12 protein-coding genes are annotated in these 16,228 nt (G+C 64.9%); 3 read left to right on the top strand and 9 right to left on the bottom strand.

What is annotated here, in order from left to right:
• Positions 1–98: 98 nt before the first annotated feature.
• The 6 genes from HLH36_RS06110 to HLH36_RS06085 all read right to left on the bottom strand — a co-directional run bounded on the left by HLH36_RS06110 (position 99) and on the right by HLH36_RS06085 (position 7,500).
• Positions 99–860: a class II aldolase/adducin family protein gene (locus HLH36_RS06110; protein ID WP_182965151.1), complete on the bottom strand. Its 762-nt coding sequence runs from the start codon at positions 858–860 to the stop codon at positions 99–101.
• Positions 857–1,909 carry an isopenicillin N synthase family dioxygenase gene (locus HLH36_RS06105; RefSeq protein ID WP_182985554.1) on the bottom strand — a complete coding sequence of 351 codons (1,053 nt, stop codon included), beginning with the start codon at positions 1,907–1,909 and terminating at the stop codon, positions 857–859. The genes HLH36_RS06110 and HLH36_RS06105 overlap by 4 nt, the downstream gene beginning before the upstream one ends.
• A gap of 1 nt (position 1,910) precedes the next feature.
• Positions 1,911–2,780, bottom strand: a complete 870-nt coding sequence (locus HLH36_RS06100) for a sugar phosphate isomerase/epimerase family protein (RefSeq protein ID WP_182985553.1) — start codon at positions 2,778–2,780, stop codon at positions 1,911–1,913.
• A 22-nt stretch (positions 2,781–2,802) separates the two neighbouring features.
• Positions 2,803–5,070 (bottom strand): TonB-dependent receptor, encoded by a 2,268-nt coding sequence (locus HLH36_RS06095; RefSeq protein ID WP_182985552.1) that lies wholly within the window; start codon positions 5,068–5,070, stop codon positions 2,803–2,805.
• A 158-nt stretch (positions 5,071–5,228) separates the two neighbouring features.
• Entirely contained in the window at positions 5,229–5,987 is a 759-nt protein-coding gene (locus HLH36_RS06090) for an amino acid ABC transporter ATP-binding protein (RefSeq protein ID WP_182965155.1), read from the bottom strand.
• Positions 5,977–7,500 (bottom strand): ABC transporter substrate-binding protein/permease, encoded by a 1,524-nt coding sequence (locus tag HLH36_RS06085; protein ID WP_182985751.1) that lies wholly within the window; start codon positions 7,498–7,500, stop codon positions 5,977–5,979. Before HLH36_RS06085 ends, HLH36_RS06090 begins: the two co-directional genes overlap by 11 nt.
• Before the next feature lie 336 nt (positions 7,501–7,836).
• On the opposite strand from HLH36_RS06085, the gene HLH36_RS06080 reads away from it, so the two are divergent.
• The gene (locus HLH36_RS06080; RefSeq protein ID WP_182985551.1) at positions 7,837–8,709 is read left to right on the top strand and encodes a dimethylarginine dimethylaminohydrolase family protein; all 873 of its coding nucleotides are present in this window, start codon (positions 7,837–7,839) and stop codon (positions 8,707–8,709) included.
• 196 nt (positions 8,710–8,905) lie between these two features.
• Here HLH36_RS06080 and HLH36_RS06075 read toward each other — a convergent pair whose 3' ends face one another.
• Positions 8,906–11,869 carry a ribonuclease E/G gene (locus HLH36_RS06075; protein WP_182985550.1) on the bottom strand — a complete coding sequence of 988 codons (2,964 nt, stop codon included), beginning with the start codon at positions 11,867–11,869 and terminating at the stop codon, positions 8,906–8,908.
• A 582-nt stretch (positions 11,870–12,451) separates the two neighbouring features.
• On the opposite strand from HLH36_RS06075, the gene HLH36_RS06070 reads away from it, so the two are divergent.
• On the top strand, positions 12,452–13,348 hold the full coding sequence (locus tag HLH36_RS06070) for an N-acetylmuramoyl-L-alanine amidase family protein (protein ID WP_182985549.1): 897 nt from the start codon (positions 12,452–12,454) through the stop codon (positions 13,346–13,348).
• A gap of 303 nt (positions 13,349–13,651) precedes the next feature.
• Positions 13,652–15,232 carry a 2-isopropylmalate synthase gene (locus HLH36_RS06065; RefSeq protein WP_182985548.1) on the top strand — a complete coding sequence of 527 codons (1,581 nt, stop codon included), beginning with the start codon at positions 13,652–13,654 and terminating at the stop codon, positions 15,230–15,232.
• 79 nt (positions 15,233–15,311) lie between these two features.
• Here HLH36_RS06065 and HLH36_RS19725 read toward each other — a convergent pair whose 3' ends face one another.
• Together HLH36_RS19725 and HLH36_RS06055 are read right to left on the bottom strand one after the other, a co-directional pair.
• A complete protein-coding gene (locus HLH36_RS19725; RefSeq protein ID WP_246376505.1) occupies positions 15,312–15,710 on the bottom strand; it encodes a cell envelope biogenesis protein OmpA in 399 nt (132 codons plus the stop codon).
• Between the two features lie 114 nt (positions 15,711–15,824).
• A complete protein-coding gene (locus HLH36_RS06055) occupies positions 15,825–16,106 on the bottom strand; it encodes a cell envelope biogenesis protein OmpA (RefSeq protein ID WP_182965162.1) in 282 nt (93 codons plus the stop codon).
• Positions 16,107–16,228 lie beyond the last annotated feature (122 nt).

Here is a 16,228-nt window from a genome sequence, read left to right as displayed (position 1 = left end):
CAGGCCACGGAATATATAAAAGAATCCACAAAAAAGGGAGGGTCCGTTCCGGACCCTCCCATGTCGAATGATGGTGCGCTGGTCGAGGGAGCAGGCCCTTAGCGGATGTAATCCGGCTGTTCACGATCCAGCTTGCGGCGCAGGGCGCGCCAGACCAGTTGACCCTGGTCCGGATCGTTCTCGAACTGCGCGCGGGTGCGCAGCAATTTGTCTTCGGAAGGCAGGTGCAGGGGCGCGCCGGTCGATTGCGCGGCGATCTGGATGCGGCAGGCCTGTTCCAGATAATAGGTGCGATAGAATGCCTGGGCGACGCTCTGGCCGACCGTCAGCAGGCCGTGATTCTGCAGGATCAGGCCGATATTGTCGCCCAGATCACGGACCAGCCGCTCGCGTTCGCTCAGATTGTCATCCGCCGCGATGCCTTCATAGGCATGGAAGCCGACGCGGCCGTGGAATTCGACATTGATCTGGTTGAGCGGCAGGATTCCATGCTGCTGCGCGGCCACGGTCATGCCTGCCAGCGTGTGGGTGTGCATGACGCAGGCGGCGTCGGGGCGGCTGCGGTGGACGGCGGAATGGATCACGAAGCCGGCGGGGTTTACCGGCCAGCTCGTCGCCTGTTTCGGCAGGCCTTCGGCATCCACCACGACCAGCGAACTGGCCGTGATCTCTTCGAACAGCAATCCGTAAGGGTTGACCAGGAAGGTATGGCCGGGACCGGGCAGGCGCACCGAGAGATGGGTGTAGACCAGGTCCGTCATGTCGAACAGCGCGAGCAACCGGTAGGCGGCTGCCAGGTCCTCGCGCAGCGACTGTTCGTCCTGTTCAGTCTGCGGGGCGGTGAATGCGTCCGTCGTCATGCGTGCTGCGCCTTCTGTTTGAAATGCCCGAATGTGGCGGTGCCGCGTGCGCCGGACGGCAGCGCCAGTTCGCCCCGTTCGACCTTGCGGACCAGATATTGGTAGGTCTGCAGGGCCTGCGACCACATGTGATCGCCGATCTTGATGGCCTCGTATGTCTCGCCGCCCTTGTCGAAGGCCGGCAGGGGGCGGATCTGGGTATGGTAGTCGCAGGCATAGAATAATGGGAAGGAATAGCGTTCTTCCTTCACGCTGCGCACACGGTGCGCCGTGGCGACGAACGTGCCCGCCGTCATGACTTCCAGCATGTCGCCGATATTGACCACGAATGCGCCGGGGATGGGCGGCGCGTCGATCCACTCCCCATTGCCGTTCATGACTTCCAGGCCCGGCTGGTCGGCCAGCAGGATGGTGAAACATTCATAATCGGTATGGGCACCGATACCCGGCGCGTCCTGCGCCGCGCCGTCATGAGGATAATGGATCATCCGCAGCTTGGAAGGCGGGAATTGTGCCATGTCATCGAAGGCGTTTTCCGGCAGGCCGAGTGCCAGCGCGAAGCCCTGGAACAGCAGGCGCCCGAGGGCGAACACAGCGCGGTAATAGGCCTCGGCCCGTTCGCGGAACAACGGCAGGCCCGGCCAGTTGTTGGGGCCCAGCAGCGGCGTGCCGGACAGCACCAGCGGGTTGTCGGCTGGAACCTCGAACCCGATATCGAACGCTTCCTTATGGTCCGGCCGGTCCTTGTTGTAGACCTCCTCACCCTCCGGCACGAAGCCCTTATGGGTCGCGGAGGTGCCGATATAATAGTCCATCTTGCGGTCCAGCGGCAGGGCGAAGAAATCCTTCGCCGCCGCGCGCACGCCGTCGATCAGGTCCTGGGGTACACGGTGGCCGGAGATGTAGAGGAAGCCAACATTGCGGGCGGCATCGCCCAGCCTGTCCGCCACTTTCTGCCTGTCGGCGGGATTGGCGGAATACAGGCCGGAAATATCGACGACCGGAATCGCGGAGAAGGTTTCCCGCCGGGTGAGTGCGTCTGTCGTCATGTCAGATGTCTCCTGAGGCCAGGCTGTTCTGGCACTGCTGGAATGCGTCGAAATGCCGGCGTTCGGTGTCCGCGATCCATCGGTTCAGATCCCACAGATCGGCGACCGGCGCGTTGGTGAAAGGCAAGGTGTGCAGGTAGCCGTCCGGGCCGCATTCCGGTGTCAGCGTCGTGACGGCATAGCCGCGCCGTGCCTGTGCGGCCCATACCTGTGCCCAGACATGCTGATGGAAGGCGAGGGCCGCCGCGTATTCCGGCGCGGCGGGATGCGGCACCTGCGGGCCCTGATCGTAGCCGACCCGGGCCTGGAGATGATGGACACGTGCGATGAAGGCGCTGAAATCGTCCAGCGGATCGTCCAGCAGCCGCTCGCAGGTGACGATCCAGTGGCTGATATCCAGCGTGAACAGTGCGTCGGGACACTGGTTCAGCACATCCAGCGCGATCCAGGGGGAGGAGAGGATGCGCGAGCGGTGTGTTTCGAACACGCAGCGCAACCCCGCCTGGCACCCGATCTCGTTTGCCTGGTTGATGAAATCCGCCTGCTGGGTGACGCTCCAGCGGTCGTTGCCGCCCAGCACGTTGACGAAGCGGGGCTGCATGATGGCAGCGCGCTCCAACGCGTGGTGGAGGTCGGCCAGATGGTCGGCCAGGGTGGCGCCCTGGCGGGGAATGACGCCGCCGCCGGTCAGGGCGATGGCGATATAAGGCACGCCCTCCTGGCGCAGAAGGCGGCCCTTGTCGGCTGCATCCTGCGCGTTGTCGGGGATGCGCGCCTCGATCCCGTCGAAGGCGGCGGCGCGCATCTCCGCGATGACGGGCGCCCAGGGGCGGGTGTCGCCCCACAGGGTCTTGAAGAGGTCGAGGCGCATGGCGGCCGCCTTACCCTTGGGCCTAGAAATTATAGCGCAGGTCGCAGCCGACCCAGCGAGGCGTCTGGAGATACTGCACGCGGCTATTGTCGCTGCCGGTGAAGGAATAGGTATTGCCGTGCTGGTTCAGCATGTTGTCGACATAGACAGCGGCCGTCCATTTGCCGGTCTTGGGCCCGACTTCCATCCGCAGGCCCATCGAGCTGATCTTGTTGGTCTTGCCGTTCGGGTCGCCCAGCGCCACCAGCATGTTGTCCTTCCACGTGTAGCTGGCCTGCAGGGTCACGCGATAGCGCGGTGTCACGTCGATGCCGTAGCGCGCGACCGCGCTCCACGAGAAACGCGGCGCGAAGGGCAGGGCGGAGTGGGAATCCACATTACCCAGCAGCGGCAGGCCGCCGATCGAACTGACCGAACTGACGGTCTGTGCGTCGAGATAGGCGAAGGACCCGCGCAGGTCCAGGTTGGGCAGCAGGTCATGCAGCGTGCTGGACAGTTCGCCGCCGCGCGTCCTTGCCCGGGGGATGAGGCCGAGGCTGAGCGAGGTGATGTCGCGCGGCATCTCGGCCACGAACAGGGTCTGGCGGTTGTGGTATTCGTAGTCGAACAGCGAACCTTCGATCTGCACCTTGTTGTTGAACAGGCTGGTCTTGGCGCCGATTTCGTAGGCGATCAGGTTTTCGGGGTGGACATAGTCCAGGGCCTGGGGGGCGGTGACAGGCGCCGCGAAATAGGCGCCCGCCTTGTAGCCGTTGGAGATCGTGCCATAGACCAGTGTGCCGGGCAGGATCGTATAGCGCAGGCCGACGCGGCCGGTCAGGCGCTCATATTCATGGTTCTGGTTGACGTAGGACAGGTGCGAACCCGCCGTGCCGGTCACGGCGCCAGTATTGTCCAGCGTGCCGCCATCGAAGCCGCGTTCGTCATAGGACAGGCGGCCGGCGGCGATGAAATCCAGCCCCTTGATGATATGCGTGACGGTGTTGATGTAGAGGCCGGTCGACAGGTTCTGCTGGACGAAATGATCGGTCAGGCTGGCGTTCGGCGAATCCAGGATGAAGGAACGGTAGCTGGTATAGGCGCCGTTGATCTTGTCCCAGGATTCATAGACGCCGACCGTCAGGTTCAGGCGCTTGGCCAGGTTCATGTTCAGATGCATGTCGTGCGACTGGGCGATGGTCGTGTCGTTCCAGCGATAGTCGCCGACATTGACCGATTCGCCATCGTAATTGTCATAATCGTCGCGACGGTAGAAATCGATACCGGTGGCCGAGGTGAAGGTGCCGAAATCGAAGTTCCTGGTATAGTTGATGCCGATGCCGCCGCCGTTTTCGTTGCGCGAGGCGCGGTTGTCGCCGACATTCACCGCATTGTATTTCGCATTCTGGCCGACGCTGATCGTGCGGTCCGGCAGGCCATTTACCGCGTCGCCATCCACATCCTGCGGCGAGACCGGGGTGCCCTTGTCGCGCGTGTAGTGGATGTTCAGCATCAGCGATGACTGGTCGTCGATGACGAACTGGGTCAGGTTGCGCAGCGACAGGATATCCTGCGCGCCGTAGCGCCGGCCGGTATGGATATCGTGCTGCCAGCCGTCGCCGTTGATGTAGCTGAAGGCGAAGCGGTTGAAGATGCGGTCGGTGATCGGCGTATTGATGGCGCCGCGTGCCGTGTTGGTGCCGTAGCTGCTGTAGCCCCAGTTCAGGTAGCCGCCGAAATGGCCCGTCGGCTTGATGGATTCGATGTTCATGCTGCCGCCGGTCGTGCTGCGGCCATATTCGAAGCCCTGCGGGCCTTTCTCGACACTGACTGTCTGCACGTCGAACATCTGGCCGTTATACAGCACTGGATAGGGTGCGAAGACGCCGTCGATATAGATCCCGATCCCGCCCATGTTGGTGCCGATATAGTCGTCCAGCCCGATGCCTCGGATCGAGAAGATCGGCGTGCTGCCCGAGGTGGCGTTGACGGCGGTCACGCCGGGGATGAAGGCCGCGATCTCCTTGGGGCTGACGATGTGCAGCGACTGGAGTTCCTTGCCGCTGAGCGTGTTGACCGTGTTGGCCATCGTATGGAACCGCGCCGTCCGCGCGCTGGTGACGGTGATGGCTTCCAGCGTCGGGCGCTGGGGGGCGCGGGCGTGACGGGTGGCATGCGCCGGCGGGGACGTGGTCGGCGCGGCGTGTGCTGCGATACTGCTGACCCCAGCCAGAAGCAGCGCCGAGAACAGGACATGCCGGTTCCTCTGTGCGATGGCGTTGCGACACGGGGAACTGGAGCGTGCTGTCATGGGGGCTTTTCCATCCTGGAATGATCTTGTTCTTATCCAAGAACGAAAAGCGGAATGGTTTCGTTGAGAAGGTTCCAAAGTTTACTTTGCCGCCGTCCTGCATTGCCGGCAGGCGGGGCATGTTCGTGTGTTGGGACGTGCTCTGTGGTTCGCGCCGATCAGTGGCGGATCATCTGCGCGAGGAAAGTCCGGGCCCTTTCGGTGCGTGGCGCGGTGAAGAATTCCTCGGGTGGCGTGACCTCCAGCACCGCGCCCCGGTCCATGAAGACGATGCGGTCGGCAATATGGCGGGCGAATCCCATTTCATGGGTCACGCAGACGGTCGTGATTCCCTGATCGGCCAGGTCGCGCATGATGCCGACGATTCCGGAGATGGATTCCGGATCGAGGGCGGCCGTGGGTTCATCGAACAGGATGATCTCGGGATTCATGCACAGGGCGCGGGCAATGGCGACGCGCTGCTGCTGGCCGCCCGAAAGCTGGATCGGGAATTTTTCGGCCTGTTCGGCGATATTGACCTGCGACAAATAGCGGCGGGCCGTGGCTTCGGCATCGGATTTCGTGATGCCGCGTACCAGGCGCGGTGCCAGCGTGCAATTATCCAGGACGCTGAGATGGGGGAACAGATTGTAGTTCTGGAATACCATGCCGACCGAGCCGCGCAGCGCCGTAAGGTCCGTACGGTCGTCGATGACGTGGCCGTCGATCATCAGGACGCCGCTATCATGCGGCTCGATACGGTTGAGGCAGCGGATGAAGGTCGATTTGCCCGACCCTGACGGGCCGAGCACTACGATTTTCTCGCCCTTGCTGATGTCGAGATCGATCCGGTCGAGTGCCAGGTAATCCTTGTAGAATTTGCTCAGGCCACGGATCGAGATGCGCGCGGTCGGATCGGGGGAAGTGCTAAGCTGCATCGGCGGATGCCTTGTTGCGGTCGGCCCAGATGAAGCGGCGCTCGATCCGCTTCTGCAGGAACAGGAAGAAGAAGACCATCGCCAGGTAATAGACCAGGGCGGCGGCATAATATTCGGTGAACTGGAATGTGCGGGCCACCTGGATCTGGGTGACGGCCAGAAGCTCCTGCAACGAGATGACCGAGGCGAGCGATGTCGTCTTCAGCAGGCTGATGAATTCGTTGATGGTGGGGGGCAGGGCGATGCGCAGCGCCTGTGGAAAGATGACATGGCGGTAGGTCTGCGCCGTCGTCATGCCCAGAGCGTCGGCGGCCAGGACCTGGCCCGGATCGACGGCGCGCAGGGCGGCACGGTTGATCTCCACCTGATAGGCGGATTCATTGATCGAGAGGGAGAGCCATGTCGCCAGGAACGGCGTGAACCAGTGCTCGCGGAAGATGGGAAAGAATTGCGGCAGGGCGTTCCAGATGAACAGCAACTGAAGCAGCGTCGGTGCGCCCCGGAACACGGCGACATAAAGCCCGAGCAGCCGCCTGATGATTGAATCCCGGCCATTCAGCTTCATGGCCATCGGGATCGAGATGGCGATGGCGGTCAGGTGCGACAGGAGGGCGATGACCAGCGTCAGTGCGGCGCCCTTGAGAAAGGCTGTGGAGAACAGGGCGCCGAAGAAGGTGGCGAAATCGAAGCGCGACGGGGCATTCCGTTCGGTGAAGACGCTTTGATGGTCGCCGGAAATGCCCCATTTCTTTGCCATGGCGGCGATTTCGCCCTTTTGGGACAGTTCGTCGATCGCCTTCTGCAGCAGGGCGCTATCACGTGAATCCTTGCGGATATAGACCGCGAACTGATGAAAGTCGGGATAATCGGGCGTCAGGATGATCGTGACTTTTCCGCCCAACTGCTTCTGCCGGTAATAGAGTTCGACATCCTGGCTGATGAACGCATGGACCCGCCCGATCAGGACCTGCTGCACAACCTGATCTTCGGTCGGGTATTGCTGCAGGATGATCGGTGGCCGCCCGGAGGCGCGGAGGCGATCATTCTCGCGTTCGATCTGCGCGGCGTAGCTGGTGCCGGACTGCACCGCGACGGTCTGTCCGGACAGATCCGCCATTTCGCGGATTTTCGGTGTGCCCACGCGGGCGACCGCCACCACGGTGGAATCCAGATAGGCGACTGCGTCATAATTTCGCAGCCGTCCCGCCTGCCGCAGCACGCCGCTGATGACCATGCCGCAGCGCTGGGCGGAGAGGCTGGGAAACAGCCCCTCGAAATCCATCGTCTGGGGGATGAGCGCGACATGCCAGTAGGCTGCCAGGCGGCGGGCGAGGTCGATATCCATCCCAGCCAGGGCATTGGTGTCGGACCCGTTGACGAAGGTCATCGGCGGCAGGGTAGGGTTGGTGCAGAGCGTCAACTGGCCGTCATGTACGAAGCTGGGGAGATCATCGGCCAGCGCGTGCGCGGCCGGCAGGAGGACGGCCAGGGCGAGCAGGGCTGCCGCGAGCATGCGGCGCCATGGGCCGGCGCGGCGCAGGGAGCGATCGGAAGGGGCCAGGGACCGATATCCGGAAAAAGCGAGGGTAGACGGGCAGGTGCTCGGCAAGCGGGTCCATCCTTGGTGGGGCGGCATGACGCGGAACGGCCACCGGAATCATAGGCGGAATGTTCCGGCTGGCGCCAGCCGGATCGGAATCCTATACACCATTTCGGTTGGTTGTTGATTTACCAAAACCCAAAGAGAACTCCACGAGATTTAAATCGAGCACTCTGGAGTGCTCGGCCTAGGCTGGATGGAGAATAGGATTGGACTCGCATTATCGTCGAGCGGAAGGAGTATGGGTACATGACGTCGAACCGGTGGTTCATCGACAGTGAAACCGGCGAATTGTCGGATGTTCTTTTGTGCCCACCCGATAATTACAGCTGGATACCCAGCAATGACATCGCGATCCAGACCATGGCGAAGGGTGTGCGGATCGATAGGAGTGCCTTGGCTGCGCAGTTCCGCGAATTGGTTTCGGCCCTGGAAGGGGCGGGCGCAGCCTGCCATTTCCTGCAGCCGCGTGCGGGGATGCCTTATCAGGTCTATACGCGTGACAGCTCGCAGACCACGCCGTGGGGCACCGTCGTAACCCGGCTGATGCGCCCCGAGCGCACGGCGGAAGAGGGGGAAATCCGCACGTTCTACCAGCCCGACGATATCTGGAAGAGCGCTACCCAGGGCCATATCGAGGGGGGGGATATCCATATCATCCGTCCGGGCCTGGTTGCCGTGGGCGTGACGGGTGGCCGCACGGACGAAGCGGGGGCGCGTGAGTTCCTGGGGTGGTTCGATGAGGCCGGGTGGGCAACGCGGATGATCCGCTTCCCGGAACATTTCCTGCATCTGGACGTTATTTTTACGATGGTGACGGAAAATCTGGCCATTGCCGCCGTGGACGTGCTGGATGATGAGGATCTCGACTGGTTCCGCGCGCAGGGTATCCGGCTGCTGCCGGTCAGCTACAAGGAAGCGATGCGGGACATGGGCTGCAACGTGCTGGCGCTGGGTCGCGACCGGGTAGTCAGCCCGCGCCATTCAACGCGGATCAACGAGATGCTGCGGGCCGAGGGGCTGACCGTGATCGACCCCGAACTGAACCAGTTCTCGCAGGGTGGGGGCAGCATCCACTGCATGACGATGCCGCTGCGCCGCGCTTCACTCGTCACCGGCTGAGAGCGGCCGGTCCGGGCTGGCACCGCCAGGCGTTGACGGCGGAGCTTTTGACGCAGTGTCTCGGAATGCGGACAGGCCCGCCCCCGATACGGGGAGCGGGCCTGTGTCGTTTGTGCGCGGGCTTCGAGTACCCATCGATGCGACCGATCGGGGCCCCGCGTCCGGCGAGAACGCGGGGCCTTGGCTGCGGCAGCGATTAGCGACGCCACCAACCAGTCCGGCGTGCCGGAGCGGGGGTGGCATCGTCGATGACGATCGGCTGCACCACCGGTCCGTCGGCCGCGGCGGCGGGTGCGCTGTCCGCCGTCTCGGCCTTTGCGGTTTTGGTGCGTGCCGGAGCCTTGCGGGCCCGCCGGGGCTTGGCGGAGGCCGGCTCGGCGGGTGCGTCGGCCGTCTCGGCCGGCGCGGCCTTGACCGGTTCGGCCTGCTCGACCTTGTCGGTCTTGGTAGTCTTGCGGGTCCGAGTTGCGGCCGTTGCGCGCGTTGCAGCCTTGCGTGCGGGCTTCTTCTTCTCCGGCGTTTCCGTCACGGCTTCCACGATCTCTTCAGGCGCTTCGGCCGGTGCCTCTGCGGTCACCTCAGCGACTGGAACTGCCTTGGCCGTGCGCCGACGGCGTGTCCGGGGGGCTGCGGCAGGTTCCACGCTCTCGGCCGGCTCCGCCGGGGCAGCAGCCACGACGGGCTCTTCCGTCGCCTGAACCGTGGCGGGTTCAACCGCCGCCGGTTCGGCCTCCGCGTCCTTGCGGGTGCGGGGACTGCGACGGCGGCGCGGCTTCGGCGCGTCTTCGGCCGCAGGTGCGCTCTCGGGCACCGCTTCCGCCACCGTTTCGATTGCCACGTCCACCGGCACGGCTTCGGGTTCCGACACCGCCAATGTTTCGGCGATATCGACGATTTCCGCCTGTTCGGCCTTGGGAGCGACTGGACGTCGGGGGGCGGGTGCCGCCGGCAGGCCAGCTTCGGTCGATTGCTCGATCACGTCGAAGATGTCGATGATGCCATTGCCGAACGGGTTGGCCGGCGTCGGACCGCGATAGGGTGCTTCTGCGGCCCTGGGTTCGCGCCGGTCGTTCCGGTCGCGCCGACGGCGCGAGCGATCGCGGCCTTCGTCTTCGCGGTTCCGGGGGACTGGCGCTTCGGCGGGTTCGACCGCCGCGACGACGGGCTCGGCGGCGTCTTCCGCATCCGTATCCGCATCCTCATCCTCGCCACCGGCTTCGATAACGGCCGACTGCTGCGCGCCCTCGGCCGTCCGTTCGCCATTCCGACGCCGACGGCGCCGGCGGCGCCGCCGGCGATGGTCGGTACCCTCCTCGGACCCTTCGGCGGCACGCGGAGCCTCCTCGACCGGTGCCGGGGCTTCGGCCTGGATCGGGATCTCGCGCACCACGGGGGCGGTCGCCTCGACTGCCGCTTCGGCTTCGGTCTCCACCGGCTCGGCCAGGGCGGCCTGCACAACCGGTTCGAACCGCTCGGTCTGCGGCCGCACGCGTTCGATGCGCAGTTGGGGCGGCAGGAGCGTGGCATCGGGGGAGAAGACCACGCGCATCTTGTGCCGCTTCTCGATCTCGTCGAGCCACGCGCGCTTGTTGTTCAGGATATACAGCGCGATCTCGGCGGCTACATGGACCGTGATCTCGGCCGCGCGGCGGCGAGCGCCTTCTTCCTCGACCGCGCGCAGCACGTGCAGGGCCGCGCTTTCGGTACCACGGATGATGCCCGTGCCCTGGCAGTGCGGGCAGGGGGTAAAGGACGATTCCGTAATCGACGGCCGCAGACGCTGCCGCGACATTTCCAGCAGTCCGAAATGCGAGATCGAGCCGACCTGGATCCGTGCGCGGTCGGTGCGCAGCGCGTCCTTCAGCCGCCGCTCGACCATCGCATTATGTTTGCGGCTTTCCATATCGATGAAATCGATGACGATCAGGCCGGCCAGGTCGCGCAGGCGCAACTGGCGGGCCACTTCCTCGGCTGCTTCCAGATTGGTGCGCAGCGCGGTTTCCTCGATATTGCGCTCGCGCGTCGACCGGCCCGAATTGACGTCGATCGCCACCAGGGCCTCGGCCTGGTTGATGACCAGATAGCCGCCCGAGCGCAGTTGCACCGTCGGCGACAGCATCGAGTCCAGCAGGCCCTCGACATTGAAATGCGAGAACAGCGGCTGGCCGCCGTCGCGCCAGCATTTCACCTTCGGCGCGCTTTGCGGCATCAGCATGCGCATGAAGTCGCGCGCCGATTTCCAGCCGGGCTCGCCATCGACCAGGATTTCGGTGACGTCGCGGGTATAGATGTCGCGGATCGCGCGCTTGATCAGGCTGGCTTCCTCATAGATCAGCGCAGGAGCCACCGAATTCATCGTCAGGTCGCGGATGTCGTCCCACAGCCGCAGCAGATATTCGCAGTCGCGCATGATCTCGGGGCGGGGGCGCTGGGCGCCGGCCGTGCGCACGATCATCGCCATGCCGCGCGGGATCTGCAGTTCCGCGATCACGTCCTTCAGGCGCCGGCGGTCGGCGACCGAGGTGATCTTGCGCGACACACCGCCACCGCGCAGCGAATTGGGCATCAGCACGCAATAGCGGCCGGCCAGCGAAATATAGGTGGTCAGCGCCGCGCCCTTGTTGCCGCGCTCTTCCTTGACCACCTGGACCAGCAGGACCTGGCGGCGCCGGATCACTTCCTGGATCTTGTAGTTGCGCAGGAAACGGGCGATGCGACGCTGCACCATGCTCTCGTCGCCGGTATCGGTCTCGCCGCCCACGGTCTCGGGCAGGGGCTCCACCTCACCTTCGGACGCATCCTCGGCCGTGGCTTCGGCAGGAGCGGCCGCTGCGTCAGCGTCATCTTCCGCCTGGGTCTCTTCGGCGCGGGCTTCCTCTTCCTGAAGAGCCAGCAGTTTCTCGCGATCCGCGACCGGAATCTGATAATAGTCCGGATGGATTTCGCTGAAGGCGAGGAAGCCGTGGCGGTTGCCGCCATATTCGACGAAGGCGGCCTGCAGGCTCGGTTCTACCCGGATGACCTTGGCCAGGTAGATATTGCCCTTGAGCTGCTTCTTGGCCGAAGCCTCGACGTCGTAATCCTCGAGCCTGTTACCATCCATCACGACCACGCGGGTTTCTTCCGCGTGTGTCGTGTCGATCAGCATGCGCTTGGTCATTAAAAACGGAACTCCGGTATGCCCGCTTCCGCTGTCTGTCCGGCGTCCTCATGGGGATGCGCAATCGCGACGGTGGGGAGGGGCAACGATAGAAATGGGAGACAATACGACGGATCCGGAAGCCGTTGCGGCGATACCCGCGCAGATCCTGCCCACGCGCGTCCCATGTGACGTGCGCTGTAGCGGGCTGTCTGCGAACGCGGATCGCGTGGCGTTCATCCATCCTCATCATCAGGCGGTGACGCACACCTGCGCATGCGCGGTGCGGCGTCGGAATAAAGGGCATCGTCATCCTGCGCCGGCCTTGCGGCCGGGCGGAGCGGCATCCGTGGCCCGTCGATACGGGGGCGACCTGCCGGATGGACCCGGTCCTGTCGACCTGGCCGTTTTCCGGCGCCAACCGACGCGGACCCATCACGGTGCAAGCATGACCTAACTGAGGCCGCGCTGCAAGCGCTGTCGCATCCCGGAATGACAGGTTGCCGATCTGTATCAATGATCTCGTGCAAGCCGTTGAAATGCAGACGAAGGGAGTGGAGCCTGCTATGATCCGTCGCGGAAATGGCCACGAGGGGCGGTTTCATGGATGCTGATCATTCCGAAAGGGCGCCGGCCGGCCGGGGGCGGCGCGCGGTCCTGCTGGCCACGCTGGGCGCGGGGCTTGCGGCACGGGCCGGCGACGCGGGCGCTGCGGTGCATCGAACGGCCGCGCACAGCGCCGTCGCGCATGCCCGGCATTCCCTGCGTGCCCCGGCGATTGTGGGGCGGGCGGCGGCTCCCCTGCCGCTGGTCATGCTCGATCCCGGCCATGGCGGGAAGGACCCCGGCGCGATCGGGGTTTCCGGCACGTATGAGAAACATATTGCCGAGGCGGCTGCCGCCGAACTGCAGCGGCAATTGCTGGCCAGCGGCGCCTATCGCGTCGCGATGACCAGGACGGACGACCGCTTCATCCCGCTGGAAGGGCGGGTGGAGATCGCGCATGCGCACAGTGCGTCGCTGTTCATTTCCATGCATGCCGACGCATTGACCGATCGCTCGGTGCGCGGGGCCAGCGTGTACACGCTCTCCGGGCAGGCGTCTGACGCCCAGAGCGCGGCGCTGGCCCGGACCGAAAACAGCGCCGACCGGTTCGGCGGCCCCCAGGTGCATGCCAATTCTCCCGAGGTCGCGGCCATCCTGTCCAGCCTGGTAAGCGAGGAAACGCGGCGTGGGGCGGCCCATATGGCCAGTAGTGTGGTGGACGCCTTTCGGCCACGGATCGGCCTGCTGTCCCATCCTGCGCGCCATGCGGCGTTCGTCGTGCTGAAATCGGCCGATATCCCGTCCGTGCTGGTGGAGATGGGATTCATGTCCAACCGGATGGACGAGGCCGCGCTGCGCCAGGCGGGGCACCGGATGATGGTGGCGGGCGCGATGAAACAGGCGGTCGACCGGTATTTCGCCTCGGCCGGCGGGGTGACCCGTCTGACAGGGTGAAAGCCAGGGGGGGGGGCCACGGCCTTTTCTGTTGCAATCGGTGGGGTGGACTGTATGGTGCGCGGCATGGTTAACGCGATCACCATGACGGCAGGGCTGTCCGGCGCCAAGGCGCTGTTGGTGTCGCATGCCCGCGACCGGGCAGCCCTTCTCCTTCGTCTCCGACTTATCTGCCCCTGAGCGTTCAGGGTCGGCATGATGCCGGCGCGCCCAGGGGAGACGGCGGGAGCGATCCCGCATGCGAGGAAGCAGCGCCCACCCGGCGTATGCAGGCGAACATTCCGGACCTGTCCGAGGTATTTCATGACAATCGACCATCCGTCCTTCGGCCGTATTGACGACGACCGGGTCATCATCTTCGACACGACCCTGCGCGACGGCGAACAATCCCCCGGTTTCTCGATGAACCTGGCCGAGAAGCTCCGGATGGCGGAGGCGCTGGCCGAACTGGGCGTCGACGTGATCGAGGCCGGCTTCCCGGTGGCGTCGAAGGGCGATTTCGAGAGCGTTCACCAGGTCGCATCCACCATCCGTGGCCCGGTGGTCTGCGCGCTGGCCCGTAGCGGCGGCAAGAACGACATTGCCAGCGCGGGCGAGGCCATTCGCCCTGCCGAGCGCGGGCGCATTCACAATTTCATCTCTACCTCGCCGCTGCATATGAAATACAAGCTGCGGATGGAGCCCGAGACGGTGCTGGAACTGATCACGGCCGGCAACAAGGCGGCGCGGCAGTTCACCGACGATGTGGAATGGTCGGCTGAGGATGGCTCGCGCACCGATCCGGATTTTCTGTGCCGCTGCGTCGAGGCCGCTATCAAGGCCGGGGCGACCACGATCAACATCCCGGACACTGTCGGCTATGCCACGCCCGAGGACATGGCCCGCATCTTCGCTGACCTGAAGGCCCGCGTTCCGGGCGCGGACAGGGTGATCTTCTCGGCGCATAATCATAACGATCTGGGCCTGGCCGTGGCCAATACCATCGCCGCGCTGGCGGCGGGCGCACGGCAGATCGAATGCACGATCAATGGCATCGGCGAGCGCGCGGGCAATGCGGCGCTGGAAGAAATCGTGATGGCGCTGCGGACGCGCCAGGATGTGCTGCCCTACAAGACGGGTATCCAGACGCAAAACCTGCTGCGGACGTCGCGCATGCTGGCGACCATCACCGGCTTCGACGTTCAGCCCAACAAGGCGATCGTCGGGCGCAATGCCTTTGCGCATGAGAGTGGCATCCATCAGGACGGCGTGCTGAAGAATGCCGCGACCTATGAGATCATGACCCCCGAGAGCGTCGGCTGGACCCGGTCGTCGCTGGTGCTGGGCAAGCATTCGGGCCGCGCGGCCTTCCGCGACAAGCTGAAGGCCATGGGCTATGGCGAGATGGACGAGGCGCATCTGAATGATGCCTTCGCGCGCTTCAAGGACCTGGCCGACCGCAAGAAGGTTGTCTACGACGAGGATCTGGTCGCTCTGGTGGATGACGAAGCGCGCGATCATGCCCGCATCCGTTTCATCTCGCTGGATATCGAGGCCGGGTCGCGCCGCCCGGCGCGCGCGGAACTGACGCTGGAGGTCGATGGAGAGGCCCGTAGCGGCGAGGCGAACGGGCAGGGACCGGTTGACGCGGCCTTCAACGCTGTACGCGCGATCTTCCCCCACGAGGCGACTCTGCAACTCTATTCGGTCGGTGCGGTAACCGAGGGGAGTGATGCCCAGGCCCGCACGACCGTGCGGCTGGAAGAGGACGGCAAGCTGGTCGATGGCCAGGGTGCGGACAGCGACACGCTGGTCTCGGCGGTCAGGGCCTACGTGCATGCTTTGAATAAGTTGCTGGTCAAGCGCGCCCGGACAGAGCCCGAGGCCCTGAGTGTGACCGCCTGACGCCGCAAACACGGCGAATCGGCGGGGCCTCCCTTGGGAGGCCCCGCTTTTTTATGTCCGGCTTTCCGGGTGCGGCCGGTCAGTAATTGTAATAGCCGGGCGGCGGGGGTGGGGGCGGCGGCGGATAGCCGGGCGGCGGATAGGATGGCTGCCCGTATGGCCCGTAGGCGGGAGGCGCATAACCGCCCGACGGCGGATAATATTGCTGCGGCCGGTTCGGCGTGGTGGCGGCGCCGGTCGCCGCTCCAACCGCGCCGCCGGCCAGGGCGCCGATCGCGGCGCCGCGACCGCCACCGGCCAATGCGCCGATCGCGGCGCCACCTCCCGCGCCGATCAGGCCGCCGCCGAGCGCGCGCTGGCCTGGATCATACGGATTGCTGCAGGCCGCCAGCGACAGGGCAAGAGCGCCCAGTGACAGGAGCCCGGCCTTGCGGACGAGGTGGCGGGGTGGAGAGGCGGGAATGCGAAGAGGTCTCATGGAATTCTCGTGGTTTCAGGCCGGTGTAGGGCGGTGGGCATCGTATGATACACCGTATCGCGCTTTTTCGCCCTCGTCAGCGGAGAGCGAAATCGGGGCGATGTCATCGGCGGATCAGTAGCCCCGGTTGTAATATCCACTCCGGCGTGGCGGATTGGGCGTGGTGGCGGCCCCCGCGGCAGCGCCGACCGCGCCGCCGCCCAATGCGCCGATCAGGGCGCCGCTCCCGCCGCCGGCCAAACCACCGATCGCGGCACCGCCGCCGGCACCGATCAGCGCGCCGGTTCCTGCGCGGGCGCCCGGATCGTACGGATTGCCGCAACCCGCCAGGGCCAGAAGTCCGGCGCCGAGCAAGGCCGTCCGGGTGAAGAAAGAGGTTTGGGTGCGGATCGTCATGATAATCTTCCTTGTCGAAAGGGCGCCGTTCGCCAGCTACGGGGTATCGTCTTCCGGTGTTGCGAGTTTCCCTGCAGCTCGTGTGCGTGGCGGGGCGTTCCGGTGGCGAAAAAAAGGCGGCC

The organism is Gluconacetobacter aggeris (assembly GCF_014174395.1).
GTDB lineage: Bacteria > Pseudomonadota > Alphaproteobacteria > Acetobacterales > Acetobacteraceae > Gluconacetobacter > Gluconacetobacter aggeris.
Note: the sequence above shows the minus strand (reverse complement) of the source record. Positions and strands in the feature narration are given on the sequence as shown.

What these genes read in the sequence shown, in the direction of transcription:
- HLH36_RS06100 (WP_182985553.1), bottom strand. Translation starts at nt 2,780, where the DNA reads ATGCGCCTCGACCTCTTCAAGACCCTGTGGGGCGACACCCGCCCCTGG.
- HLH36_RS06055 (WP_182965162.1), bottom strand. Translation starts at nt 16,106, where the DNA reads ATGACGATCCGCACCCAAACCTCTTTCTTCACCCGGACGGCCTTGCTC.
- HLH36_RS19725 (WP_246376505.1), bottom strand. Translation starts at nt 15,710, where the DNA reads ATGAGACCTCTTCGCATTCCCGCCTCTCCACCCCGCCACCTCGTCCGC.
- HLH36_RS06065 (WP_182985548.1), top strand. Translation starts at nt 13,652, where the DNA reads ATGACAATCGACCATCCGTCCTTCGGCCGTATTGACGACGACCGGGTC.
- HLH36_RS06075 (WP_182985550.1), bottom strand. Translation starts at nt 11,869, where the DNA reads ATGACCAAGCGCATGCTGATCGACACGACACACGCGGAAGAAACCCGC.
- HLH36_RS06085 (WP_182985751.1), bottom strand. Translation starts at nt 7,500, where the DNA reads ATGCTCGCGGCAGCCCTGCTCGCCCTGGCCGTCCTCCTGCCGGCCGCG.
- HLH36_RS06090 (WP_182965155.1), bottom strand. Translation starts at nt 5,987, where the DNA reads ATGCAGCTTAGCACTTCCCCCGATCCGACCGCGCGCATCTCGATCCGT.
- HLH36_RS06095 (WP_182985552.1), bottom strand. Translation starts at nt 5,070, where the DNA reads ATGACAGCACGCTCCAGTTCCCCGTGTCGCAACGCCATCGCACAGAGG.
- HLH36_RS06080 (WP_182985551.1), top strand. Translation starts at nt 7,837, where the DNA reads ATGACGTCGAACCGGTGGTTCATCGACAGTGAAACCGGCGAATTGTCG.
- HLH36_RS06110 (WP_182965151.1), bottom strand. Translation starts at nt 860, where the DNA reads ATGACGACGGACGCATTCACCGCCCCGCAGACTGAACAGGACGAACAG.
- HLH36_RS06105 (WP_182985554.1), bottom strand. Translation starts at nt 1,909, where the DNA reads ATGACGACAGACGCACTCACCCGGCGGGAAACCTTCTCCGCGATTCCG.
- HLH36_RS06070 (WP_182985549.1), top strand. Translation starts at nt 12,452, where the DNA reads ATGGATGCTGATCATTCCGAAAGGGCGCCGGCCGGCCGGGGGCGGCGC.